The 25,573-nt window shown below is 65.5% G+C and carries 20 protein-coding genes; 10 read left to right on the top strand and 10 right to left on the bottom strand.

Translation table 11 applies throughout. The features are described 5' to 3' along the window. Positions 1–7: 7 nt before the first annotated feature. Positions 8–3,376 (top strand): hybrid sensor histidine kinase/response regulator, encoded by a 3,369-nt coding sequence (locus tag CKO27_RS01960; RefSeq protein ID WP_200373186.1) that lies wholly within the window; start codon positions 8–10, stop codon positions 3,374–3,376. Positions 3,377–3,384: 8 nt separating this feature from the next. Next, positions 3,385–4,002 (top strand): COG4315 family predicted lipoprotein, encoded by a 618-nt coding sequence (locus CKO27_RS01955; RefSeq protein WP_200373185.1) that lies wholly within the window; start codon positions 3,385–3,387, stop codon positions 4,000–4,002. A 102-nt stretch (positions 4,003–4,104) separates the two neighbouring features. On the opposite strand, the gene CKO27_RS01950 is transcribed toward CKO27_RS01955, so the two are convergent. Then, positions 4,105–5,325: an argininosuccinate synthase gene (locus tag CKO27_RS01950; protein WP_200373184.1), complete on the bottom strand. Its 1,221-nt coding sequence runs from the start codon at positions 5,323–5,325 to the stop codon at positions 4,105–4,107. Between the two features lie 225 nt (positions 5,326–5,550). Here CKO27_RS01950 and CKO27_RS01945 point away from each other — a divergent pair, with 225 nt between their 5' ends. Then, entirely contained in the window at positions 5,551–6,363 is an 813-nt protein-coding gene (locus tag CKO27_RS01945) for a UDP-2,3-diacylglucosamine diphosphatase (RefSeq protein ID WP_200373183.1), read from the top strand. Here CKO27_RS01945 and lnt read toward each other — a convergent pair. From lnt to CKO27_RS01920, 5 genes are all read right to left on the bottom strand, one after another. Continuing rightward, positions 6,360–7,892, bottom strand: coding sequence for an apolipoprotein N-acyltransferase (gene lnt / locus CKO27_RS01940; RefSeq protein ID WP_200373182.1), 1,533 nt, complete (start codon positions 7,890–7,892; stop codon positions 6,360–6,362). The two genes, CKO27_RS01945 and lnt, sit on opposite strands and share 4 nt — an antisense overlap. An 87-nt stretch (positions 7,893–7,979) precedes the next feature. Then, positions 7,980–9,479, bottom strand: a complete 1,500-nt coding sequence (locus CKO27_RS01935; protein WP_200373181.1) for a helix-hairpin-helix domain-containing protein — start codon at positions 9,477–9,479, stop codon at positions 7,980–7,982. A gap of 88 nt (positions 9,480–9,567) precedes the next feature. Further along, entirely contained in the window at positions 9,568–11,109 is a 1,542-nt protein-coding gene (locus CKO27_RS01930) for a PP2C family serine/threonine-protein phosphatase (RefSeq protein WP_200373180.1), read from the bottom strand. Between the two features lie 5 nt (positions 11,110–11,114). Next, the gene (locus tag CKO27_RS01925; protein WP_200373179.1) at positions 11,115–12,167 is read right to left on the bottom strand and encodes a TerY-C metal binding domain-containing protein; all 1,053 of its coding nucleotides are present in this window, start codon (positions 12,165–12,167) and stop codon (positions 11,115–11,117) included. Between the two features lie 33 nt (positions 12,168–12,200). After that, positions 12,201–12,842, bottom strand: a complete 642-nt coding sequence (locus tag CKO27_RS01920; RefSeq protein ID WP_200373178.1) for a vWA domain-containing protein — start codon at positions 12,840–12,842, stop codon at positions 12,201–12,203. Between the two features lie 246 nt (positions 12,843–13,088). Here CKO27_RS01920 and CKO27_RS01915 point away from each other — a divergent pair, with 246 nt between their 5' ends. Continuing rightward, complete coding sequence (locus CKO27_RS01915) at positions 13,089–14,138, top strand: DUF475 domain-containing protein (protein WP_200373177.1); 1,050 nt, start codon at positions 13,089–13,091, stop codon at positions 14,136–14,138. A 67-nt stretch (positions 14,139–14,205) separates the two neighbouring features. Here the strand turns inward: CKO27_RS01915 and CKO27_RS01910 are convergent, their stop codons facing one another. Continuing rightward, on the bottom strand, positions 14,206–14,739 hold the full coding sequence (locus tag CKO27_RS01910) for an HD domain-containing protein (protein WP_200373176.1): 534 nt from the start codon (positions 14,737–14,739) through the stop codon (positions 14,206–14,208). A 223-nt stretch (positions 14,740–14,962) separates the two neighbouring features. Between CKO27_RS01910 and tal the strand changes: the two genes are divergently transcribed. From tal to CKO27_RS01895, 3 genes are all read left to right on the top strand, one after another. Then, positions 14,963–15,934, top strand: coding sequence for a transaldolase (gene tal / locus CKO27_RS01905; RefSeq protein ID WP_200373175.1), 972 nt, complete (start codon positions 14,963–14,965; stop codon positions 15,932–15,934). A 581-nt stretch (positions 15,935–16,515) separates the two neighbouring features. After that, positions 16,516–17,982, top strand: coding sequence for a citrate transporter (locus CKO27_RS01900; protein ID WP_242470678.1), 1,467 nt, complete (start codon positions 16,516–16,518; stop codon positions 17,980–17,982). Beyond that, positions 17,979–18,404 carry a universal stress protein gene (locus CKO27_RS01895; protein ID WP_200373174.1) on the top strand — a complete coding sequence of 142 codons (426 nt, stop codon included), beginning with the start codon at positions 17,979–17,981 and terminating at the stop codon, positions 18,402–18,404. Before CKO27_RS01900 ends, CKO27_RS01895 begins: the two co-directional genes overlap by 4 nt. A gap of 149 nt (positions 18,405–18,553) precedes the next feature. Here CKO27_RS01895 and CKO27_RS01890 read toward each other — a convergent pair whose 3' ends face one another. Continuing rightward, positions 18,554–19,048, bottom strand: coding sequence for a DUF2939 domain-containing protein (locus CKO27_RS01890; RefSeq protein WP_200373173.1), 495 nt, complete (start codon positions 19,046–19,048; stop codon positions 18,554–18,556). A gap of 121 nt (positions 19,049–19,169) precedes the next feature. Between CKO27_RS01890 and CKO27_RS01885 the strand changes: the two genes are divergently transcribed. The 3 genes from CKO27_RS01885 to CKO27_RS01875 all read left to right on the top strand — a co-directional run bounded on the left by CKO27_RS01885 (position 19,170) and on the right by CKO27_RS01875 (position 22,559). Further along, on the top strand, positions 19,170–19,817 hold the full coding sequence (locus CKO27_RS01885) for a DUF4126 domain-containing protein (protein ID WP_207280552.1): 648 nt from the start codon (positions 19,170–19,172) through the stop codon (positions 19,815–19,817). A 285-nt stretch (positions 19,818–20,102) separates the two neighbouring features. Further along, positions 20,103–20,420, top strand: coding sequence for a helix-turn-helix domain-containing protein (locus CKO27_RS01880; RefSeq protein WP_200373171.1), 318 nt, complete (start codon positions 20,103–20,105; stop codon positions 20,418–20,420). 198 nt (positions 20,421–20,618) lie between these two features. Then, entirely contained in the window at positions 20,619–22,559 is a 1,941-nt protein-coding gene (locus tag CKO27_RS01875; RefSeq protein WP_200373170.1) for a bifunctional metallophosphatase/5'-nucleotidase, read from the top strand. A 52-nt stretch (positions 22,560–22,611) separates the two neighbouring features. Here CKO27_RS01875 and CKO27_RS01870 read toward each other — a convergent pair whose 3' ends face one another. Further along, positions 22,612–23,745 (bottom strand): sodium ion-translocating decarboxylase subunit beta, encoded by a 1,134-nt coding sequence (locus CKO27_RS01870; protein ID WP_200373169.1) that lies wholly within the window; start codon positions 23,743–23,745, stop codon positions 22,612–22,614. 4 nt (positions 23,746–23,749) lie between these two features. Beyond that, positions 23,750–25,537, bottom strand: a complete 1,788-nt coding sequence (gene oadA / locus CKO27_RS01865) for a sodium-extruding oxaloacetate decarboxylase subunit alpha (RefSeq protein WP_200373168.1) — start codon at positions 25,535–25,537, stop codon at positions 23,750–23,752. Positions 25,538–25,573: the final 36 nt, after the last annotated feature.

Genomic DNA, 25,573 nt, shown 5'->3' with positions numbered 1-25,573 from the left:
GAGCAACATGAACCCTGGCGCGATGGCCGAGGTCTTTGTCGCGGCGGCGCCCGCGCTGCAAGAGGCCGTGGAACTGGCCGGCGAGTCCTCGGCGTCGAGCGAGGACCGCCTGGCGGCGGCGAATGATTTCGCCGAAATTCTGGCGGATATCTGGTCAAGGCTTGAGCCGCTGGGGCCGCATCTGGCCGAACTGCTGGGGCTGATGGAGATGGCCGTCAGCGGCCTTCCCGATCTGGCCGAGGACAGCGATGGCGAGGCCATGGCGCTGGTTCTGGAACTGCTGGCCCTGCTGGAGGCTCACTTCGAGGCGCCCGACGACGAGGAAGTCATCGAGGCGCTGCTTGATCTGGCGACTTCGGAGTCCTTCGACCCGCCCCTGAGCGACGAGTCCGCGTCCCGATGGCGCGCGCCTGCCGAACCGCGAACCGAGCCAGAGCCCGAAGCCGCCGAACCGCTGGAACGGGTCGCGGCCGAGCGCGGCGGGGTAGAGCCGCCTCGGGGGGCTTCGCTCGCGTCGGCCGTCGCCGCGCATCAGGTGATCGAGGAACCCGACGAGACCGAGCTCGGCGACGCCGCGGCCGAGCTCTATGCGCTTCTGGCCTATGCCGTCGAGGATAGCCGCGAGGAGTTGCTGCGACGCATCCGGGCCATCGCCGGCGCGAGCGATGGCGAGGCTCGCGCCGGTGCCGCGCGCGCCTGTCGCGACATTCTGGCGCGATTCGCCGGAGCGGCGGCCGAGGCGGGCTTCGTGTCCCTGGCGACGCTATGCGCCAGTCTCGGATATCAATTCGCCGCCATGCCCCCGGAGGTCGCCTGGCCGGATTCCATGCTGGAGGATCTGGAGCGTCTGCCGCGGTGTCTGCTGGAGTATCTGGAGGCACCGCTGGTCGCGTCGACGCGGATCGAGCTGGTGGAGACCTTGCTCGATCCACGCTGGCCGAACCCGCTGTCGCCGGTCAACGCCGAAGAGCTGATCCTGGAGCTGTACCGCGATCCGCTGCTGGTGGAGAGCGAGGAGCGTCCGTCGCGCGCGAGAGAGATCGAGCCCGAGGATCTGGATCTGCGCCCGGCCGAGGAGATCGATGCCGCGATCCTCGCCAGCTTCCGCCGCGAGGGACCCGATCTGGCGCTCGGATTGGCGACGGTCCTGCAACGGATTATCGCCGGGGCGGGCGGTGAGGCGGCGTTGCGCGAGGCCCAGCGTTTCGCGCATACGCTCAAAGGCTCGGCCAATGTCTGCGGCGTGCGCGCCATCGCGGTCCTGAGTCATCACCTGGAAGATCTTCTGGAATTCCTGACCGAGCAGGGCGTGGCGCCGAGCGCGGCCCTGGGCGAGACCCTGACGGCGGGGGCCGATGGACTGGCGATCATGTTCGACGTCCTGGAAGGCGTCGAACCCTGGGATCCCGAGGCGCTGCGTCCGATCATGCTGGAGGTGCTGGACTGGGCCAATCGCATCGATCGCGAGGGCCTTGCCGCGCTCGGCGACGAGGCGTCCGCGCCGCGCTCCACGGTGGCCTCCGACTCGGCGGAGGCGGCTCCCGAGGCCGCTCCGGACGAGGACGAAGCCTATATCCAGGTTCCCGCCCGGGTGATCGACGATCTCCTGCGTCAGGTCGGCGAGCTGACGATGACTCTCTCGCAATCCGAGGAGCGGCTGCGGCAGGCACAACGCACCCTGCGCGAGTCCGGCGAGATCGAGCAGCGCAATTTCCTGTATGTGGCGGAGCTGGAAAAACTGGTCGATCTGCGCGGGCTGGGCAGTCAGGGCGTCGGAGGCGGCTCTTCCAGTCCCGAAAGCGTCTTCGACCCGCTGGAACTGGAGCAGTACAACGAGATGTACATCGCCACCCGTCACCTCAACGAGGGCGTGAGCGATGCGCGCGAGCTGGCGCGAACCCTGGGCGAGACGCTCGGCGATCTCGACGAGCTGTCGCGTCAGCAGATCAAGCTGAGCCAGCGGATGCGTCAGTTGACCATGGCGACGCGATTGGTCCCGGTCGCTTCGGTCGTCGCGCGCTTGCAGCGCGTGACGCGCCAGACCTGCCGCGCGACCGGCAAGGAGGTCGAGCTGATCGTTCACGGCGGGGAGACGAGGATCGACGGCGAGGTGATGGACCGGCTGATGCCCGTCCTGCTGCACGTCATTCGCAACGCGATCGATCACGGCATCGAGCTGGGCGACCAGCGGGAGATCGCGGGCAAGCCGCGTCAGGGTCGGCTCGACATCGGGTTCGGACACTTGGGCGACCGGATCCAGCTCGTCATCGGCGACGACGGACGCGGCCTGGACCTGGCGCGGGTCCGCGCCAAGGCGATCGACATCGGGCTGATCGACGCCGACGCCGAGCTGTCGGATCAGGAAGCGGCCCTATTGACGCTTCGGCCCGGCTTCTCCACCCGCGGTCAGGTGACGCAGGTGTCGGGTCGGGGCGTCGGCATGGATGTCGTGGCCAGCACCGTCCGAGCGCTCGGAGGTTCGCTGGCGATTGATTCGGAGCCCGGCAAGGGTTATCGGCTCACGGTGCGACTGCCCGCCTCCTTGCTGACCCTCTACTGTCTGCTCGTCCGCTGCGATGAGCAGTTGCTGGCGATTCCCGCCAACGAAGTGCGGCTGGCGGTGGTCTCGGACGAAGGCGAGATCCAGGAAACCGGGGATGGCTGGACCTTCCGCCACGCCGAAGGCACCTTCGCCCTGAGCCATCTCAACAGTCTCATGGGTGTGCCGGCGCGCGATCCCAGGCAGGGCCGCCAGGTGGTCCTGCTGGTGGATTCCGAGATCGGCGAGCGGGCGATCATGGTCGAGGCGCTGCTCGAAGGCCGCGAGCTGGTGATCATGAAGCTCGGCGCGCTGATCCCGCGCGTGCCGGGATTGATGTCGGCGTCGATCCTGGGCGACGGTCGGGTGGTTCCCATCATCGAGCCGCGCGGCCTGTCGCGCGTCGTCGCGGGCGCCGATAGCTCCGACAGGCTCGCCCAGCAAGCGACCGAGCGCGCGCGGCCTCCGACCGTTCTGGTCGTCGATGACTCGCTCTCCATGCGACGGATCCTGTCCCGGCTCGTCGAGGACAGCGGTTACCGGCCGCTCGCCGCCCGCGATGGCCTGGAGGCGATCCGGATCCTTGCTCGCGACCCGGTGGACGCGCTGCTGGTCGACATGGAGATGCCTCAGATGAACGGTCTGGAGCTGACCGCGCACCTGCGCTCGCAGCCCGCGACCAGCGCCTTGCCGATCGCCATGATCACCTCGCGCTCGACCGAGAAGCATCGGCGCGAGGCGGTGCGGGCCGGGGTCGATGCCTATTTCGTCAAACCCTATCGCGACGAAGAGGTACTGGATTTTCTTCAACAAGCCGTGGAGCCTGCGTCCCAGTGAATGGATGGATGCCTATTGGAATTCTGAGTTGTCTGGCCCTGTCGTTTCCGGCGATCTCTCAAGCGGAGCCGTCGCCGACGACCCAAGGTTATTACTATTATCCCCAGCCATACTATTACGCCCCATACGCGCCCCAGGGGTATCCCGCGCCAGGATATTCGGCCGCGCCTCGGCCGGTCGCGCCGATGCCGTCGGCCCCGATGCCCGCGCCCGCGGCACTCCCGGCCATCTCGGATCGGGGCGAGGATGAGCCTCGGCGGGAGCGCCATCTACTGGCGCGGGTCGTCGAACTCGCGGCTGTCGCGGAAACCTTCAGGGTCGAGCAGGGCCGCCTTGGCGCGGTGCTTGCTGATCATGGGGGGCGAACCCTCTATGCGCCGGTCGCGGAGCGCGCGGATCCCTCGGCCTGCGGCGATGGCTGCCTCGGGGCATGGCGACCCCTCGCGGCGTCCGAGGCGATCAGGCCCGCCGCGCCATTCGGTCGGCTCCAGCGCGCGGACGGAAGCTGGCAGTGGAGTTACGAGGGGCGGCCACTCTACCGCTGGATCGGCGACGAGAATCCCGGCGACGTCACTGGCGACGGAGTCGATGGGGTCTGGTTCGCGGTACTTGTCCGGCCTGGATGACCTGTTCGCACCGAGCGAAGGGACGGGTTGGGCGGTCAGGGTCGCGACTGGATGACACCTGAACCGCCCAACGGCTAGAGACCGGACGGGTGACTGTCCGGATCAGCCCCGCTTACGCCCGGCGACCCGCAGACGCAGCGCGTTCAACCGGATGAAGCCGGTCGCGTCCTTTTGATCGTAGGCCCCGGCGTCTTCCTCGAAAGTCGCGATCGAGGCGTCGAAGAGGCTGTCGGTCTCGGACCGGCGCCCGACCACCATGACGTTGCCCTTGTAGAGCCGCATCCGCACCTCGCCGTTGACGACCTTCTGAGTGTGATCGATGGCGGCTTGCAGCATTTGACGCTCCGGCGTGAACCAGTAGCCGTTGTAGACCAGGCTGGCATAGCGCGGCATCAGCTCGTCCTTGAGATGCGCCGCCTCGCGGTCCAAGGTCAGTGACTCGATGGCGCGATGGGCCTTGAGCAGGATGGTGCCGCCGGGGGTCTCGTAGCAGCCGCGCGACTTCATGCCGACATAGCGGTTCTCGACCAGGTCGGCGCGACCGATGCCGTTGGCCCCGCCGATGCGGTTCAGTTCCGCCAGCAGTTCCGCCGGACTCAGTCGCTTCCCATCGATGGCGACCGGATCGCCCTGCTCGAAGGTTAGCTCGATGGTGGTTGGCTCGTTCGGGGCCTCCTCGGGCGCGACGCTCCAGCGCCACATGTCGGCGCCCGGCTCGACCCAGGGATCCTCCAGGTCATAGCCCTCGTAGGAGATATGCAGCAGGTTGGCGTCCATGGAATAGGGCGACTTGGTCCCGTCGCGCTTCATCTCGACCGCGATACCGTGTTGCTCGGCATAGGCCATCAGCTTCTCGCGCGAGAGCAGATCCCACTCGCGCCAGGGGGCGATGATCTTGATCTCGGGGTTGAGCGCGTAGGCGGTCAGCTCGAAGCGGACCTGATCGTTGCCCTTGCCGGTCGCGCCGTGGGCGATGGCATCCGCGCCGGTCTCGGCGGCGATCTCGATCAGTCGCTTGGCGATCAGCGGACGGGCGATCGAGGTGCCGAGCAGATACTCGCCCTCGTAGATCGTATTGGCGCGGAACATGGGGAAGACGAAGTCATGCACGAACTCCTCGCGCAGATCGTCGATATAGATCTCCTTGACCCCGGCCGCCGTCGCCTTGGCGCGCGCCGGCTCCAACTCCTCGCCCTGGCCGATGTCGGCGGTGAAGGTCACCACCTCGCAGCCGTACTCCTCTTGCAGCCATTTCAGAATGACCGAGGTGTCCAGTCCGCCGGAATAGGCCAGGACCACCTTTTTGATTGCGCCTTGCGCCATCGTCTTGCTCCAGATCAGGGTAAAAAGCCCACGCGGGCCAAACGCTAAGTATAGATCGGGCGTGCCGGAGAGCGGGAGCCGGCCAGAGACGTGAACCAGTGACAATCCCTGTCCGCCACCGGCTAGCGACCAAATTCTTCATCGCATCTTCACCGGGCCTCAACCGGCTGGTCATCGAATTTGGCGACCATTGCCGGAAATTTATCCGTCAGAGGCCGGTCGCCCATGTCCGACATCAGCCGCATGAACCCCTTGAAGTACCGCAGTATCTTCATCTCGGATGTACATCTGGGATTACGCGGCTGCCAGGCCGGATTTGTCCTGGATTTCCTCCGGTCGACCCAGTGCAAGCAACTCTATCTGGTGGGCGACATCATTGATCTTTGGGCGATGAAAAGCGGTCTCTACTGGCCCGAGGCCCACAATCAGGTGGTGCGCGAGATTTTCGGCAAGGCACGGGAGGGAACCGAGGTCATCTATATCCCCGGCAATCATGACGGACTCTTCCGCGATCATCTCGGCGCCTGCTTCGGCGATGTCCAGGTGCGTGACGAAGTCATCCATACGACCGCCGATGGCCGGCGTTTCCTGGTGCTGCACGGGGACAAGTTCGACGGGGTCGTGCAGAACAGCCTCTGGCTCGCCAAGCTCGGATCGCGCGCCTATGACAACCTGCTCGCGCTTAACAGCTCGCTGAGTCGGATCCGGTCGCTGTTCGGCCTCAAGTACTGGTCCCTGGCCGGCTACCTCAAGCACAGGGTCAAGAACGCGGTCAGCTATATCGGCAGCTACGAGAAGGCCGTGGCGATGGAGGCCGAGCGGCGTGCCCTGGACGGCATGATCTGCGGTCATATCCACCAGGCCGAGATGCGCGACATCGATGGTCTGACCTACTGCAACTGCGGCGACTGGGTCGAGAGTTGCACCGCGCTGGTCGAGCACCACGACGGTCGTCTGGAACTGCTGCGCTGGACGGACGCCTACCCGGAGTCCATCCGCGTCCCCGAGACCGTCGTCGCGCTGGCGCGGGCGAGCTAGGGCGCTCGGCCTTTCGCCATCCCCGAGCCGATCAGGCGGAACAGGGAAGCCGCCGCGACCAGTGCCAGCGCCAATCCGATCGCCAGCCAGTTGCCGACCAGCGTAAAGGGTGTGGCTCCCTGGCGTGGCTGGACCTCGGCCGCGATTCCCCCGCTGACGAAGGATGGCAGGGTGGCGATGACCCGGCCCCGGTGATCCACGATGGCGGAGATCCCGGTGTTGGTGGCGCGGATCATGAACCGTCCGTTCTCCAGCGCCCGCATCCGGGCGATTTCCAGATGTTGATGCGGGGCGAGCGAGTCTCCGAACCAGGCGTCGTTGCTGACATTGATCAGATAGGCCGCCTCGGGCAGCGCCTCGACCACCTCGGCGGCGAAGGTATCCTCGTAGCAGATGGAAACGCCTGCCTGGTGTCGACCCACGGCCAGCAGGGGGCGCTCGCTGTCGCCGCGACTGAAGTCCGACATGGGAACCTCGAACAGCCGCACCAGCGGCCCCAGCCAGTCCTTGAAGGGCAGAAACTCGCCGAAGGGCACCAGATGGCGCTTGGCGTAGAAATCCTCCTGGGTGCCGATGCCCAGCAGGCCGTTGTAATAACGCCCGGACTCCAGATCCATCACCGGAATGCCGAGCACGATCTCGGTCCCTTCCTCGCGGGCGAGTTCGGCCAGCGGATCGATCAGCGGCGCGCGGATCTGGTGCAGGAAATCCGGCAGGGCCGTCTCGGGCCAGACGATCAGATCCGAATCCAGGTGCTCCCTGGTCAGCGTCAGATAGGTCTCCGCGATCATCACCCCGGCATCTGGGGTCCACTTGACCTCCTGGGGGATGTTGGCCTGAAGCACGCTGGCCTTGAACGCTGGGCCGGAGGGCTCGGTCCATTCGATTCGCTCCAGCAGGGCGCCGCCGAGCCAGATGGCCGCCAGGCCGATCCCGGTGGCCAGTCTCGCCCGGCCCGACCAACGGACCAATCCCCACAGCAGACCGCCCGAGAGCGCGACCAGCAGGCTCAGGCCATGCACCCCTATCAGTGGCGCGTAGCCGGCCAGGGGTCCGCTGATCTGGGTGTAGCCCAGGTTGAGCCAGGGGAAACCGGTGAAGAGCCAGCCGCGCAGCCATTCCAGCAGCACATAGCCGCCGGGCAGCAGGAGCAGCGGCCCGACCCAGGCGGTGCCCTGGTCCAGACGGCGGATCAGCCAGCCGACGACCCCGTAATAGAGCGCCATCGCGCCGATGAAGATCGCCGTGAGCAGATGCGCCACCCAGGCGTCCATGTTGCCGAACTCGTTCAGACTGATCCGGATCCAGAAGACCCCGAAGCCCAGCAGGCCCACGCCGAACAGCCAGCCGCGCCAGAATCCGGCGCGCGGCGTGGCGCCGATCAAGGACTGGTAGAAGCCCGCGAGTGCGATGACCACGACCGGAAACAACGAGAAGGGCGCGAAGCCGAGGACCGTCAGCCCGCCACAACCGAGCGCGAGCAGCGAAGGCCAGATCGGGCCAAAGCGCGAAGTGAGCAGGGGGAGCATGAGAACCGCCGGGGGCTAGACAGAGGAGAGGCCGCCGTTTCTAGCAGTCGCCACTCCCAGGGTCAAATGAAGAAAGCGCGACCGCGCTCAAATCTCGACCATCTGCACCACGACGAGTCGACCGCCTTCTCCCTTGGCCAAGAGGATCCGCTGACCATCCAGGAGCTGGAGCTGGCCGCCGATCGGCGCCGGGGTTTTGGTCGCCAGGTCCATCAGGTCGGGAAGGCGCTCGTTGACCAGCCACCAGCTCCCGGCATGGAAGACGAAATAGCCGACACGGGCCTTCTCGGTCTCGGCGAGCCGCTCGTTAGGGACGATCAGGCTGTTGGCGTGCCAGGCGAAGAGCGATTGGCCGGTCCAGACCATGAGGCGACGGTTGTCCGGCCGGAACAGCCCCTCCGCCCTGGACGAGTAAAGGTTGAGGACCGGTAGCTGACCGTGGAAGGCGGTCCCGCAGAAGGGACAGCGGGGCTGGGTCGAGTTGTCGAACAGATACCATTTCTGCTCGCAACCCAGGTTCCGGCAGGGCTGAATCAGATCGACCGTCTTGATCAGGGCGGTCTCCCAGTCGTTCGCCGATGGACGCTGGGATGGGTCGCGCAGACCGGTGACGAAGGCCTGCTGGAACAATGGCGACAGATAAGGTCCGGTGAGCGTGAAGGGCAACCGCTCGGTATCCGCCCAGGGCAGTTCGGTCGGCTTGGCGTCCGCGACTCGGATCCGGTTGCCCGGTTCGCTCGGGTGCTCGATGAAGAGCGCCCGCTCGCCCATGGCCAGACGCTCGTCGCGCTGTTCGTCGTCGATGTCATGCACCTGGCCGCCGCGCAGTGGATGCCGGTAGAGCAGGTACATATAGATGAGGACCGCCAGGGCATGCAGGTCCGTCTCGCGTCGCGGCAACTGGCGGGCGGGGTCGTCCTTGGGGAGATGGCTGGTTATGACCACCTCCGGGGCGATGAAATCGGGCGTGCCGACCACGTCGGGCGGATATTTGCCGGGCACCACCAGGCCGTCGACATCGATGACGCAGGCCAGGCCGCGCGACGGATCGACCAGGACGTTCTTATAGGAAAGGTCCGAGTGCGCGAGTCCGGCCATGTGCAGACGACGCACGGCGCGCGCGAGCCGCAGACAGACCTGGAGATGACCGAGCCAGTCGCCAAGCTCGCGCGGATCGACGAAGCGGTTGCGCAGATTGGCGGCGGCGAACCACTTGCCCTCCTTTTCCTTGCCCTTGATGCCGAGCCTGTCGTCGTTCCGCGAACCGTGCTCGAAGAAGAAATGCCCCGGATAGGTCGGCGCCACCAGCCCGAGTCGACCCTGGTGCTCCAGCATCGCCGTCGGCCAGCAGAAGAGGTTGCGCCAGTAGTCGCCGCCGACCTGATCGAAGATGCTCTCCCGGTAGCGACCGGTGATCATCTCCAGACGTTCCCTCGCCCGAGGATCCGGGCGCGTCTTGTAGAAGGCGACGATATAGGAGCGGTCGGGCGAGAAATAGACCTCCTTCATCGCACCCGATCCGATGACCTCATCGACGAACGCGACCGTCCGCCCCTCGAACGTCTGGCATGTGACGACCCTGGCCATCGGGCGCTCCTGGAGTGTTTGTAAAACAGGGTGATCGCGGTCGGTTACTGGCCCCTTTGGGTCGGGACAAGAGCGGTTGCCTGGCCGCTCACCAGAGCAGGGCCAGGGTGCGATCGTCATGATGACCCGGCGAGAAGAACCCGAGCCAATCGATCAGTCGCTGGTCCGGCTCGGACGCATCGAGGCGTGGCGCGATCTCCTCCCAGAGCCGGTCCCAGCGGGCTGGATCCCTCAATCCATTGTCGGTCTCGAAATAGGGATCGGACACCCCGTCGGTCATCAGCAGGACCACCGTCGGATCCGAGTAGCGGCCGATGCCGATGCGTTTGGCGAAGTCCCCGGCGGAGAGCGCGGCCCGGTCCAGAAAGCGTGTCTGTCCGGCGAACTCGCCGCTGTCGGGTGTCCCCATGAGCCGAACCCCACCGCCGGGTTCGTAGGCCGCGATCGCCCCGTCGCCCATCCAAAAGGTCGCGAGAAAGGTCTCGCGACCCGCGCGCCGGACGGCCGCCGCCAGCAGTGTGGTCGCGTAGTCCCGGAACGCGGCGCCCTGGGCCAGGGCCTCCCGCTCGATAGCCTCCACGGCCAACAGGGACGCCTGGCGGAAGAGCTCGCCGAACGCCTCGCCCATGGTCTGCCTGGTGGCCGAGGGATCGGCGTCCCATCGAGCCAGGGCGGCGGCCATGCTGGTCCCGAGATCGCCAGCCAGTCGTGTCCGCAGATGCTCGCCCGCCACCGAGACGGCGAGTCTGGAACCCTCGCGGGACCAGGGCGCGCTGCCGGCGCCGTCGGCGACGAGGATGAGACTCCAGCCGCTGGACGGGTCGGCATGGATGAGGAAGTCGTCATCCCTGAAGCTCCCGGCGTGCTCGTGAGAACGGCCGCGTCGGCTGGCGGCGGCGAGCCTGAACCCCTGTCCCGACAGCCAGCGGCCGTCAGCGTGGGGTTTCCGATAGGGCGCGTCGGCGGGAGGTTCCACGACTTTCCATAGACTCCTGGGGTCTGGATTGACGATCAGCGCGCCGTCACCGGAGTACGGCCCCTTCCCGTCGAGGGTCCAGCGCAGCGCGATCCGGTGCTCGCCGTCCAGGATCGGAGTTCCGCTCAGCTCGCCGCTCGCGGGATCGAAGGTCAGACCAAGCCCGGCGGGAACCCGCGCGTCCAGGATCCGGAAAACCCCGCCGTCGCTCTCCCCGCCGGCGATGCGTTCGACATAAGGGACGCCAACTTTCCCGTTGGGCAGACGGAAGGAGGCCCTGGGTTCCAGCGCTTGGGGCCTGGGTGAGGCGGCGGCGGGAACCTGACCAGGCCGGAGTCCGGCGGGTTGCGTCCGAGGCTGGGACGGGGTCGACTGGCTGTCGCTGGAGCCACCCCGGCTGGGTGGGGGAAGGGGCCTCAGCGGTGTTTCTGGATGGCCTGCCCGCCAGAGTGTCATCAGGGTCGTGGCGAACTGGAAGGCGGCCTCGAACACCTCCTCGCGCTGGACGAACTCCGAGAGCGCTTCGGGCGTCACCCCCGAGGTGTCGAAGAATGGATAGGCCCCGCGCCCAAACAGACCTTGCACCAGGTTCTCGATGTTCGGGGCGAAGACCTCGCGCGCCTGGGGCCTCGGTTTTTCGGGGCTGTCGGACATCGGCTTCACCCTCGCCCGCGACCGACCTCGAACCCGGTATCGTCCGCGGAGGGCGAGGGCGCGAAGACCACCGTGGTCTCGCACCAGGGGCAGGTCGCCTTCCCAGGGCCATTGATGCATAGCAGTTGACCGCAGCCGCATTTCGCGAAGGCCGTGGCGTTGCCGCAGTGCGGGCAGGCCGGCGCGCCGATCAGCTCGGTGGTATTGACCTTGCGGTCGCTCGCGCGCGGGTCCGACCAGGCGAAATAGTCCTCGTCGAGCGCATGGCAGCCCGACAGCCGGTAGAGCGAGACCTGGAACTGGAAGTCGTTGGTGGCGACATCCTGGAGTTCACGGTCGTACTTGATGAGGTAGGGCTTGCGGGTCTTCTGACAGCGACCGACCAGGGTCACGCAGGCTTCGTCGACCGGGGTCGGCGGCGGCTCCTTGACGAGCGTCAGCACACGCTTGTCCAGCAGCGGCCGCGCCTGATTGTAGAGTCCCTCGCCCAGGCTTCGGCTCTGGGCGACCAGCGAGGCGCTGACCCAATTGACGAAGGTCCGGAAGTCACCCTCCCGCGTCTCCTCGAAGAGAATCACCTGTTCGGTCAGACGCTTGAGTCGGGAAAAATCCGCGCCCTGGCCGATGCCCACGGCGATCAGGTTGGCGCGACTGGCGTAGCGCGCGTTCCAGCGCTCGATCGCCGGTCCCGGATCGTCGGTCGGGTGTCCGTCGGTGAAGAGATAGACGATCGGCTTCCAGTCGCCCTTGCGTTCGGCGGTGGTCCGGACGACCGAGCGGTCAAGCTCGCCCATCAGGGTGTCGAGCGCGGCGCCGAGACTGGTGCCGCCGCCCAGCGGGAGCTTCGGCGGATAGAAGGAGGCGATCTCCAGCAGCGGGACGATGGTCCGCGCGATCCCGGCGAAAGCGATGACGGAAAGATGAACCGTCTCCAGCGCATGCGGATCGCCGCGCAGCGCGCGCACGACGGCCTGCAAGCCATCCTCCATCTTCTTGAGATTGTCTCCGGCCATCGACTCCGAGCAGTCCAGGACGAAGAACACGGGAAGCCTGCGCATGGATGTACTCCTGCCAAGGTGGATCGTCTTGAATCAAGGTAACAGTTGGATCTCGGGCGGGGGTGGCGGCAGCGAGACCTGATCCGCGAGGCCGGCGCTGCTCGACCCGACCGCGACGCTCGCGGATACCCACTTGAAGAAGCCCGAGAAGGCCGCCGCGTCCAGGGTGTCGAGCGTGACGACCCGGTCGGTGAGTTCGCGCAGATAGTCCTGGCGGGCCTTGGGTCCGGCGGCGCAGGCGACGATCGAGCCGAAATCGCGCCGCTTGACCTCCGGAATCGCCTGGCGGAAAGCGTGCAGGTCGGAGGGGCTTCCATCGGTCATGAGGAACAGCAGCGGACGCCAGTCGCCCTTGGCCTCGGGCGTGTTCCGGCGCAGATCGCGATCGACGCACTGGAGCAGCAACTCCAGCGCCGCGCCCAGGAAGGTCGCGCCGGAATCCGGCGCCTGGATCTCGCCGATGTTCACGCCGTCCAATGGGGTCAGCGGTAGATACTCACGCGGCTCGATATCGAAGGTGATGATGGAAAGATGGACGCTTTCCAGGGCATAGGGATCCTGCCGCAGCGCGCTGAACATCGCCCGCAGACCGACGTTGACGGAGTGGATGGGCTCTCCGCGCATGGAGCCGGAGGTGTCGAGCAGGATGTAGACGGGGAGTCTTCTGATGGGCATTTCGTCGCGCTCGGATTTCGTGGACGATGGGGGTGTTGACCGATGGCGAGGCCACTGATCCGCATCCTATTGGAAGCGCCCCTTGCCTTCAAATCCTCGCGACCAGGAGGCTGGAGGTTGCCCGGCCTCCGCTGGCCCGATCCATTACACCCTCGACGCCCCGTGATCGCGCCCCGTGAGCGCCACTAAAATCGGTTAAAGTGCGCCTTGGAGAAACGTACCTAAACCACTCGAATAGGGTAGTCGATGAAAGCCTTTCGTTATTCCATCCTGGTCACCATCGCGTGCGTGATCGCCGCCTATTATTGGGGACTTCAGACGCCGGCGGGGGGCATGGCCGCCGTGTTCCTGGTCATCATCCTCGGTGTCATGGAGGTCAGTCTGTCGTTCGACAATGCCGTGGTGAACGCCTCCGTACTCAAGGAGATGGACGCCAAATGGCAGCAGATCTTCCTGACCGTCGGTATCCTGATCGCCGTCTTCGGCATGCGCCTGGTCTTTCCCATCGTGATCGTGGCCATCGCCTCCGGGCAGGGCATGGGAGAGGTCGCCTCCATGGCGCTGCAACAACCGGAGCAATACGCCAAGTACCTGGAGGAGAGCCATATCGGCATCTCGGCCTTCGGCGGGATGTTCCTCCTGCTGGTGTTCCTCTATTTCATGCTGAACTCAGAGAAGGAATTGCACTGGCTCGGCGCCATTGAGGAACGCCTGTCGCGGCTTGGCAAGCTCGATGCCATCGAGGTCATGGTGGCGCTGGTCGTGCTCTTTCTCCTCCAGGCGTTCCTACCGCTTGAACCGGCCGAGCGTCTGTCGCTTCTGGTGGCGGGTGTCGGCGGTGTGATCCTCTATGTCGCCGTGAGCAGCCTTGACAGCCTCTTCGAGAACGAAGAGGAAGGCGAGGCCATGGTGGAAACCGCCAAGCGCTCGGGCATCGCGGGCTTTCTCTACCTGGAGGTGCTGGATGCCTCCTTCTCCTTCGATGGCGTGATCGGGGCCTTCGCCATTACCCGCGACGTGGTCATCATCATGCTGGGTCTGGCCATCGGCGCCATGTTCGTGCGCTCGCTGACCGTCTATCTGGTCAACAAGGGCACCCTGGACGAGTACGTCTTCCTGGAGCACGGCGCGCATTGGGCGATCGGCGCCCTGGCGGGCATCATGCTGGCGAGCATCGTGTTCCATATCCCCGAGGTCATCACCGGCCTGATCGGCGTCGCCTTCATCGTCTTCGCTCTGATTTCCTCGGTGCGTTACAAACGAAAGCATGCGGATGGCGTGGGGGAAGGCGTATGACCGCGTCTCGAGATTGAGCGCCACGCTTGCAACGAACCGTGCCGGCAACCCATGCCGGCACAATCCTTCAGGGCCGCCGTGCGTAAGCTCGGTCGAACAGGGCTTCCAGTTCGGGGTGAGTCCCGCGTAACCGCGAGATCACCTCGGCGGCCCAATCGAAATACTCCCGACGTCGGCGCAAGTCCCAGCTATGCGGCGGACTGTCCGCCATGTCGCGCAGATTGCAGATCTTGTCGGCGAGCTTCACCAGCCGCGCCCGCTCGCTCGCGCCCCCGGCGCGCTGGATCTGCAAACGCTTGCGCTCCTCCTTGGGCAGACGCTTGTCGTCCGTGACCTCCATCACCAGATCACGAATCTCGGGGCCGAAACGCTCGGCCAGTTCCTCGGGCGTGGTCTCGGTATCCTCCACCGTGTCATGGAGCAGGGCCGCGCAGAGCACGAGCGGATCCCGCACGTCCCCCTCCAGCGAGAGCACCCGCATCAGCGCGATGGGGTGGTTGATATAGGGCGATGCCTCCTGGTCCTTGCGCCGCTGATCCCGATGCTTGTGGGCCGCGAAACCCAGGGCGTCCACGACTCGCGAAAAATCCGCTTGATCCATCGTTCCTCCGTTCTATCGCATCTTTGATCGACTCGCCGCTCGCGCCGATTCTCCAGCCTCCAGTTGGGATCGATCGTTGAATGGAACAACGCCCGACCCGCCGTGCCGGAATCGGCGGCGGTGAGCACGAAAACCAACGGGCTCGACACTTGTCGAACCCGTCATCCCGTTCGGCCAGACGGCTGGATGCCTGGCCGAACCATCAACCCAGAGGCCCCGACGCATGAGCAAACTCGCGCAACTCAAGAGCATGACCACCGTGGTCGCGGATACCGGCGATTTCGCGTCGATTCTCGACTACCAGCCCCAGGACGCCACGACCAATCCCTCGCTTCTCTACAAGGCCGCCCAGATGCCGCCCTATCGCGAACTGGTCGAGGACGCGGTGCTCTTCGGCATGAACCGGGGCGGCGAAGACAGCCTGGCGCGGGCGCGCTGGACCATGGACAAACTGGCCGTCAACTTCGGCGTCGAGATCCTCAAGATCGTCCCAGGGCGGGTCTCCACCGAGATCGACGCGCGTCTCTCCTTCGACAGCGACGCCACCCTGCGTCGCGCCGAGGAGTTGGTAAAGCTTTACCAGGAGGCCGGGATCGATCCGACGGAACGGGTGCTGTTCAAGATCGCCTCGACCTGGGAGGGCATTCGCGCGGCGCAGGCGCTGGAGCGCCGGGGCATTCATTGCAATCTGACCCTGCTGTTCGGCTTCGCCCAGGCCGTCGCCTGCGCCGACGCGGGCGTGACCCTCATCTCGCCCTTCGTCGGCCGTATTCTCGACTGGTACAAGAAGGCCGAGAACGTCGCGGGTTATCCCTCCGACGAGGATCCGGGCGTTCGATCCGTCACGCGCATCTACAACTACTACAAACGCCATGATTACCAGACGGTCGTCATGGGCGCGAGTTTCCGCACTCTGGAAGAGATCCTGGAACTGGCCGGCTGCGACTATCTCACCATCGCGCCCGCCCTGCTCGGCGAACTCGCCTCCGCCGAGGGCGATCTGCCGAGGAAACTCGACCCGGAAAAGGCGCTCGCCATGGATATCCCCAGGGTCTCCCTCGACGAGGCCAGTTTCCGCTGGGATCTCAACGAAGAGGCCATGGCCACCGAGAAACTCGCCGAGGGCATCCGTCTCTTCGCCGCGGATACCCGCAAGCTGGAGCAATTCGCCCACGAGGTTTGCCAGCATTCCTAGGCGATCCGCGCCGCCATGACTCTTCGCGGGAGGGTGGCGGCGACAGGCAAGATCCTTTTCCCCCGACCCGATTGGCCACCTTCGTCGGCCAGGCCGGATCCCTCGCCTGAAAAATAGCCGGCCCGGCCGTTCGGCACGCTCGGCAAACCACGTTCGCACAGGATCGTCTCCACCCCGGAAGGCGTCGATGGGACGTGCCGTTCGAGCGAATCCCCCTGAGGCACGAGGCCTTTCATTGACAGCTCACCCGCGGCAAGAACAAGATCGCGCCGCTCGCCACCCGGTCGTCGATGCGACGTCCATGGCGGTTGAGCGGGTGGGCCTTGGGAATATGGACGGGCAACAGGGGTTGCCGCCATGCCCAGGGACAGGGCAGCGATTCATTCCCTGTCTCATCCACCACGGAATCCCGGCGGTCTTCACGCGCATGAATCAATGGGTCGCGCCCGATCAAGACTTACATGACTCAACCAGATCGCAACCTGATCGTTCCGTACTCGGAAGCCCCGACAGGAGCGCGTCTCGGCGACACGGCATGGAAACCGTCGACAACATAAGATGCAGTTTAAGAGGTTGATCGATTGAACTCCCAACCCAGCTTGATACCCGCCGCCCAGGGAATGCCCGCGTTTCGACGCCTGCGTTGGCCCCAGGTCATCGCCCTGATCCTGATCAGCACGCTGGTCCCGCTCACGGCCAATGCCGCGCCGGCGGTCCATGAGATCGCGCTCTTGGGTGTGCCGATCGAATTCATCCTCTTCGCGCTCACCCTGCTCGGGGTCGCCTTCTTTCACAATCACACCCTTCCCGTGGCCCTGACCGGTCTTGGCGCGATCACGCTGTACAAACTCACCTTCACGGGTTTTCACGCCGGCATGGGGTTGGCCGGTCTGGCGGGACACCTGGGGCATGAATGGGTCATTCTGACCAACCTGCTTGGTCTGCTGCTCGGCTTCGCGCTCCTGGCGCGACATTTCGAGGATAGCGGGATGCCCCAGATCCTGCCCCGTTACCTGCCGGGCGGCTGGTTCGGCGGGCTGGCGCTCCTGGCCGCGATTTTTGTGCTGTCGAGCTTCCTCGACAACATCGCCGCCGCCCTGATCGGCGGTACGATCGCCTTTACCGTCTTCCAGCGTCGGGTGCATATCGGCTATCTCGCGGCGATCGTCGCCGCCTCCAACGCCGGCGGCTCCGGCAGCGTGGTCGGCGATACCACGACCACCATGATGTGGATTTCCGGCGTCGCGCCCTCGGAGGTGTTCCACGCCTATGTCGCCGCTGGCGTGGCCCTGGTGGTGTTCGGCATCCCGGCCGCGCTCCAACAGCATCGCTTCTCGCCGATGGTGCGCGATGTCCCGGCGGGAAGCCAGATCGACTGGACACGGCTTGGTATCGTCGCCTGGATTCTCATCGCCGCCGTCGGTACCAACATTGTCGTGAACTCCAGTTTCAAGGATCTGGGGAACACCTTTCCGGTTCTCGGCGTCGCGGTCTGGGTTGCCCTGCTGCTGGCCACCGCGTTGCGCAAGCCCGAGTGGAGCCTGCTGCCGGAGGCCTTCAAGGGCAGTCTCTTCCTGCTGACCCTGGTGGTCTGCGCCTCGATGATGCCCGTGGAGAAACTGCCCGAGGCCTCCTGGTACTCCGCCTTCACCTTGGGGTTCGTCTCGGCCGTGTTCGACAATATCCCGCTCACCGCGCTCGCGATCGAGCAGGGCGGCTTCGATTGGGGAATGCTGGCCTATGCGGTTGGCTTCGGAGGCTCCATGATCTGGTTTGGCAGCTCCGCCGGCGTGGCGCTCTCGAATCTTTACCCGCAAGCCAAATCGGTTGGTTCCTGGCTGCGTCACGGCTGGCATGTGGCCGTCGCCTATGTGATCGGTTTCGCCGCGCTCTTCCTCACCCTCGGCTGGCAACCGCATGCGGCCCATGACGCGGAAGCACCGGCGGCGAATGTCTCGCGGGCGGCGCAACCGATCGCCACGCAGGGTCAAGCATCCACCATCCAATTCGCCGCCCAGCCAGGGGCGGCACGGGAGGTCACTCAATGATCAAGTTTCTGATGCCGGTCGATGGTTCGAAGTCCTCGGAGAACGCGGTCCGCTATCTGATACGCCTGGCTCGCTGCAAGGAGCCGGCCGAGATCCATCTGATCAATGTGCGTCGACCGGTCGATGCCTGGGAGGTCCGACGTTTTCTGACCGAGGAAGAGATCGCGCATACCCAGCAGGCCGAGGGCGAGACCGAGATGGCGGCGGCGCGCGCCTTGCTCGACGAAGCGGGCTTCCCGTACCGGGCCGAGGTGCTCATCGGGCCGGTCGCGCAAACCATCGCGAATTACGCCAATGAGCAGGGCTGCGACGCCATCGTCATGGGCAGTCATGGTCGGGGGGAACTCGCGAGCCTGCTGATGGGGTCGGTGGCGACCCAGGTCATTCATCTGGTGAAAATACCGGTCACGCTGGTCCGCTAGACCGGTCCGGAATCGGGTTGTCCCAATCAGCGATAGGGCTCATGCCAGCGGCGGCGGTCGCTGGCGTGTCATGTCCCGCATCACGGCGGCCAGTCGCCTGAGCCGCCGTGATGCGGGGCTTGAGTTTGAGCAGGCGGGATCCGGCTGGGCTAATCAGGTTCCAGGATATCCGTTATCCGCCAACTCGCGCCTTGAAGTCTCATGACCACGCGCGTCGCGCTCTCGGGCGGTCCAAGCCGAACGAGGAAGCGGTTCCAGGACTCGAAGAAGGCGTAATCGATTCCAGCCATGAAGTAAGCCGGGCGCTCCTCGGTCGAGCGGGAGGCGGCCTCGCGCAGTTGGTGGCGCACCCAGTCCAGGGTGATGGTCTGCTCCAGGGCGGCCTCGCCGAATGGCCGCAGGCTTTCGGCGAGCCAGGCGATGACACGTTCGCCCTCGCGGTTGCTCTCGGGAACCATCTCCTTGAGCGCGCCGCCAATGCGTTCCTTGTAGTTGGCCTGGATCGCCGGAAGATCGACGAATGGCGCGATCGCCCGCGCCTCGTCCGCGCCGAGCGCGCTATCCAGCCGATAGACGCCGTAATAGGGCCAAACAGCGTAGCCGATGACCAGGAAGGCCAGTAGAAAGGCGAACAGGCGAGTCATGAGTGAGTTCTCCTTGGGATGATGGCCGTGCAGTATCGCGGATGAGACCGGGACATTCGAGCACGCGGCGGCGAGCGAGGCCGCGTCTATAATCCCAGCCCTATATCCATCGCAGCGAGGAATGCCCGTGGACGATCTGACTCAAACCCTGGCCTTGGCCCTGGGGGCTGGATGGGCCAGCGGCATCAATCTCTATGCCGCGGTCCTGATGTTGGGTCTGCTCGGGACGAGCGGCCATCTGGATCTGCCGCCTGGGCTTGAGATCCTGACGGACCCGCTGGTGCTGCTCGCGGCGGGCGCGATGTACATGGTCGAGTTCGTGGCCGACAAGATTCCGGGCGTCGACACCGCCTGGGATTCGCTGCATACCTTCGTGCGCATCCCGGCCGGCGCCATGCTGGCCGCCGGCGCGATCGGCGATCTCGGACCGGGCGCGGATCTCGCGGCGGCCCTCCTGGGCGGCGGGCTCGCCGCCGCCTCGCATGCCGCCAAGTCGGGCACGCGCGTGCTGATCAACACCTCGCCCGAGCCCTTCACCAACTGGGCCGCCTCCGTCACCGAGGACGTCGGCGTGGTGGCGGGTCTGTTCATCGCGATCAATCATCCAGCCGTATTCCTGGGGCTGCTCGCCCTCTTCCTGCTGATGCTGGTCTGGCTGCTGCCGAAGGTGTGGCGTGGGATCAAGCGGGTATTTCGATTCGTCGCGCGCTTGTTCGGCGGCGGACGGGACGAACCGCGCGACCCCGAGAGACCGCGGGGGGAACCTTAGGGCGTATCATCAACTGTCTTCGTACTGGGATCGTCCGCCCGGCCACGGTTTCAAGGCTCGGAGCGACGCGCGCGACGTGGACGTCGCCCGACATCCTTGTAGGGGCGAATTCATTCGCCCCGACAACCCGGCATCCGGCTCCAGGGGTGGAGGGATCCTTGGTCTCCGCGCTCATCCCTCACAACGAGTCGGTCTTCCAGAAGGCCGCGCGGCACGTCCTTGATCTGACCGATGATCAACTCGCGGCATTGATCCAGAACGGGCAATTTTTAGAGGTGGATGATCATGGCTAAGCAATACCGCGGCGACGCGCTGGCTTCGATCCATGAAACCATGGAAGCCCTCCACGCGGCGGACGCCATCGGCAAGCAAACCATGCGTGAGTTCGACGACGCCTGTTTGACGCCGGTCGCCCCCCTCTCGCCCGAGGCTATCCGCGCCCTACGCGAGCGAGAGCATCTCTCGCAGCCTGTTTTTGCCCGCTACATCAACGTGAGCAAGAACCTCGTCTCGGACTGGGAGCGAGGCGTTAAGCGCCCCGGTGGCCCGGCGCTGCGACTCCTGACCATCATCGAGAAGAAAGGGATTCAAGCCATCGCATGAGCGCCCGCAGGCTCAACCACATGCCTGTCCTGGCCGACCGTCCCAAACTCAAGAACGACCCGCGCCGGCCCAGCCTGGAGGAAATCGGCTACCGCAGCACTCCAGTTAATCCCGCGAAATCCTGCCGATCCTGTCCATGGTCGGGCCGATCACTGGTACAAGGTTTCCTGGACATCGCCTTAAGAACAGGAGCCGATCATGTCGAGCCCGACCCTATCCCTGGTCGTGACCCTGCTGACCGTCATGGCCTTGGGTCACCCCTTGGCCGGACCCGTCGAAACGCCGAGCTTCGAACTCACCGTCCTGCACATCAACGACCACCATTCGCATCTCGACTCCAATCGCGGTCTCAGGCTGAGATTCGGGGGCGACGGGGCGGCCGCCACGGATGTCGAGACGGGCGGTTTCGCCCGTGTCGTGACCAAGGTGAGGGAACTGCGATCGCGGCACCCGAATGTATTGACCCTGCACGCGGGCGATGCGATGACCGGCAGCGTCTATTTCTCCCTGTTCAGGGGCGAGGCCGACGCGGCGGCGATGAACCAGGTGTGCTTCGATGCCCTGGCCTTGGGCAATCACGAATTCGATAACGGCGACGCGGGTCTCGCGCGATTCATCGGCTATCTGAACCGCGACCCCGAGCGTTGCCGGACCCCGGTGCTGGCGGCCAACGTGGTCCCCGCGCTGGGGACGCCGCTGTATCCGGAGGCGACGGCGGCCTTGATCCAGCCATACGTCATCAAGGAGGTTGGCGGTCAGCGGATCGCCATTCTTGGCCTCGATATCGCGAGCAAGACCAGGAATTCATCGAGCCCGCTCGCCTCGACCCAATTCCTGGACGAGCGCGAGAGCGCGCAGCGTCATATCGACGCGCTCACCGCCGTGGGGATCGACAAGATCATCCTGCTGACGCACTACCAGTACCTCAACGATCTGGATCTGGCGCGCAAGCTGCGCGGCGTCGACGCCATCCTGGGGGGCGATTCGCACACCCTGCTCGGCGAGTCCTTCGCCCATTGGGGGCTGAATCCCAGCGGTCCTTATCCGACGCTGGCCTCGGACCTGGATGGCCATCCGGTCTGCGTCGCTCAGGCTTGGCAATACACGGATCTGGTCGGCGAGCTGCGCCTGGGCTTCGACAGCCAGGGTCGGGTGATTCAATGCGCGGGGACACCCCATCTGCTGCTGGGGGACAGCTTCGAGCGCGATGGCCGGCCGCTGGAGGGCGCCGACCGGCAAGCGGTGCTCGGTCGGATCGACTCGGCCCCGGAGCTTGGGATCGTCGAGCCGGACGCGGCGACCACCGCCGTCATCGATCTCTATTCCAGGGACGTGGAGCGGCTCAAGACGACCCTGGTGGGCGTGGCGAGCGAGAATCTCTGCCTGGAGCGGGTTCCCGGTCAGGGACTCAGCGCCATCTGCGACGCGCGGGCGACCCAGGCCAATGGCGGCGACATCCAGCAACTGGTCAGCGCCGCCTATCTGGCGCGCGGCTTCGAGTCGGACGTGGCGATCCAGAACGCCGGCGGCGTTCGGATCGACCTCCCGGCCGGCGCCATCAGCATCGATGACGTCCATCGACTCCTGCCCTTCTCCAACACCCTGGTCAATCTCCGGATGACGGGCGCCGAGATCAGGCAGGCGCTGGAGACGGCGGTCTCCAGTTTCATGGACCGGACCGACGGTTCCACCGGTGCCTATCCCTATGCCGCCAATCTGCGCTGGGAACTGGATCTGAGCCAACCCAAGGGGCGTCGGTTCTCGAACATCGAGATCCGGCGCAAAGGCGGGATCCAATGGACCTCATTGGAGGACGCGGACCAGGTAACGGTCGTGACCAACAGCTTCCTCGCGCGCGGCGGCGATGGGTTCTCGACCTTCAAGGCGGTGAGCGACTCCGGCCGCGCGGTGGATACCTTCATCGACTATGCCCAGGGCTTCATCGATTATCTGCAGCAGGATCTTGGCGGCGCGCGGCCCGGCGATCCCATCCTCGCCAACCCACCCGAGGTCCGCCCGCTCGCCTGCTCGGAGTACAGCACACGGCGTTTCGTGAATGCCGGAGGAAAAGTCCAGCGACCCGACCCCGAAGTTCCGAGGGCCTGCGAGTCGACTGGGGGGAGTCCGACGGGGCGATAAGCGATTGGATGCTGGCCCGGCAACGCCTGTCTCGCGTTGCCGGAGCCAGGGCTCAGTTCCCGACTAGGGCGAGCAGCACGCCCGCCGCGACCGCCGAGCCGATCACGCCCGCCACGTTCGGCCCCATGGCGTGCATCAGCAGGAAGTTGTGCGGGTTCTCCTCCAGTCCGACCTTGTTGGCCACTCGCGCGGCCATGGGCACGGCCGAGACGCCGGCGGCGCCGATCAGTGGATTCACCTTGCCGCCGGTGGCATAGCACATGATCTTGCCCATGATGACCCCGGCGGCCGTGCCCATGCAGAAGGCCAGAGCCCCAAGCACCAGAATCCCCAAGGTCTCCGTCTGGAGGAACTGGTCCGCCGAGAGCTTCGACCCGACCGCCAGACCCAGCATGATGGTCACGACATTGATGATCTCGTTCTGCGCGGCCCGGCTCAGCCGCTCCACGACACCGGCCTCGCGCAGCAGGTTACCGAAGGTCAGCATGCCGATCAGGGGCGCGGCGGACGGCAGCAGTAGCGCGCAGAGAATGAGCACGACGAAGGGGAAGAGAATGCGCTCCAGCCGCGAGACCGGACGCATCTGCTCCATCACCACCGCGCGCTCCTTCTTGGTGGTCAGGGCGCGCATGATCGGCGGCTGGATGATCGGGACCAGCGCCATGTAGGAGTAGGCCGCGACCGCGATCGCTCCCAGCAGTTCGGGCGCCAGGCGGGAGGCCAGAAAGATGGCGGTCGGCCCGTCCGCCCCGCCGATGATGGCGATGGACGACGCCTCCGCCATGGTGAAATCGAAGCCAGGCAGATAGTTGAGCGCGACCGCGCCGATCAGGGTTCCGAAGATACCGAACTGCGCGGCGGCGCCGAGCAGCAGCGTCGAGGGCCGGGCGATCAGGGCGCTGAAGTCCGTGAGCGCTCCGACCCCCATGAAGATCAGCAGCGGGAAGATCCCGGTCTCGATACCGGCGTGGTAGATCATGCCGATCATGCCATCCGGTCCGCCGATGCCCGCGACCGGGATATTGCACAGCAGCGCGCCGAACCCGATCGGCACCAGCAGCAGGGGCTCGAATTTCTTCACCAGGGCCAGATAGACGAGCAGGCAGCCGACCGCCATCATCAGAACCTGGCCCCACTCCATATTGGCGATCCCCATGGATAGCCAGAGCTTGTCGATTTCTTCCATGGTGTTAGCCCAGGGTCAGCAGTGGGGCGCCGAGCGCGATGGGGTCGCCCTCCTTCACGCGGATCTCCGTGATACGGCCAGCCCAGGGCGCGCGGATTTCGGTTTCCATCTTCATCGCCTCCAAAATCACAATGACATCACCAGAGGCGACATCCTGACCCAGGCCCACGGTCACCTTGACGATGGTGCCCGCCAGCGGTGAGTCGACGCTCCGCGCCTGAACCGAGGTCGTCACGGGAGCCGCGGCCTGGGTTGCCGGAGCGACGGATTCGACCGTGCCCTGTGGCGAGACGCTGACATCGTAGGACCGGCCATTGACATCGATCCGATAGCGCTCGGGACCACACGGCGCGACAGGCGCGAGCGGGGCCGGCGCGACGGGCTTCTCCTGAATCTCCCAGGGGCGAGGCTCGAAGGCCGAGGGGTTGTCCCGGTTTTCCAGGAATTTCAGACCGACCTGCGGGAACATGGCGTAGATGAGTACGTCATCGGTCACCTGGTCGCTCAGTTTCAAACCGCGCTCGCTGGCGATGCCTTCCAGTTCCTCGGTCAGGCGATCCAACTCGGGCGTCAGATCATCCGCCGGACGGCAGGTAATGAGATCCTCTCCGGGCTGGAGCACGCGCGCTTGGAGTTCGGCATTGACGGGAGCGGGCGTGGCGCCATAGGCACCCTTGAGCACGCCGGCGGTCTCGCTGGTGATGCTCTTGTAGCGCTCGCCCATCATCACGTTGAGCACCGCCTGACTGCCGACGATCTGCGAGGTCGGGGTCACCAGGGGTAGGAAGCCCAGTTCCTCGCGTACCCTGGGGATCTCGGCCAGCACCTCGTCCATCCGATTCTCGGCGCCCTGCTCGCGCAGTTGGTTCTCCATGTTGGTCAGCATGCCGCCGGGAACCTGGGCGACCAGGATGCGCGAATCCACGCCCTTGAGTGAACCCTCGAAGCGCGCGTATTTCTTGCGGACCTCGCGGAAATAGGCCGCGATCTCCTCAAGGAGCAACAGATCCAGCCCGGTATCGCGATCGGTGTCCTGGAAGATGGCGACCACCGATTCGGTCGGCGAATGCCCGTAGGTCATGCTCATCGAGGAGATAGAGGTATCGACCATGTCGATCCCCGCCTCGGTGGCCTTCAGGATGGACGCCGTGCTCAGTCCGGTGGTCGCGTGACATTGCATGCCAATCGGGATGGAGCAGGACGCCTTCAGCCGGGTGACCAGTTCCTCCGCGACATAGGGACGCAGCAGCCCCGCCATGTCCTTGATGCAGATGGAGTGACAGCCCATGTCCTCCAGTCGACGGCCCAGGTCCACCCAGTAATCGACGTTGTGCACCGGGCTCACGGTGTAGGACAGGGTGCCCTGGGCGTGGGCGTCGGTGGCGAGCGCGGCATGGACCGACTGCTCCAGATTGCGCAGATCGTTCAGCGCGTCGAAGATGCGGAAGACGCCAATCCCGTTGAGCGCCGCGCGCTCCACGAACTTCTCGACCAGATCGTCGGCGTAATGGCGATAGCCGAGCAGGTTCTGCCCACGCAGCAACATCTGCTGGGGCGTTCTCGGCATCGCGGCCTTGAGCAGACGCAGACGCTCCCAGGGATCCTCGCCCAGATACCGGATGCAGGCGTCGAAGGTCGCGCCGCCCCAGGACTCCATGGACCAGTAGCCGACCTGATCCAGTTTGGAGGCGATGGGCAGCATGTCCTCGATGCGCATGCGTGTCGCCAACAGGGACTGATGGGCGTCGCGCAGGACAACTTCGGTGATACCGAGTGGGGTCTTCGTATTCATGGGAGATTTCCGCGTGTTCGCGCCGATCCGACGTCA

It is taken from the genome of Thiocystis violacea (assembly GCF_016583575.1).
Classification (GTDB): domain Bacteria; phylum Pseudomonadota; class Gammaproteobacteria; order Chromatiales; family Chromatiaceae; genus Thiocystis; species Thiocystis violacea.
This window is presented reverse-complemented; position numbering and strand designations above follow the sequence as displayed.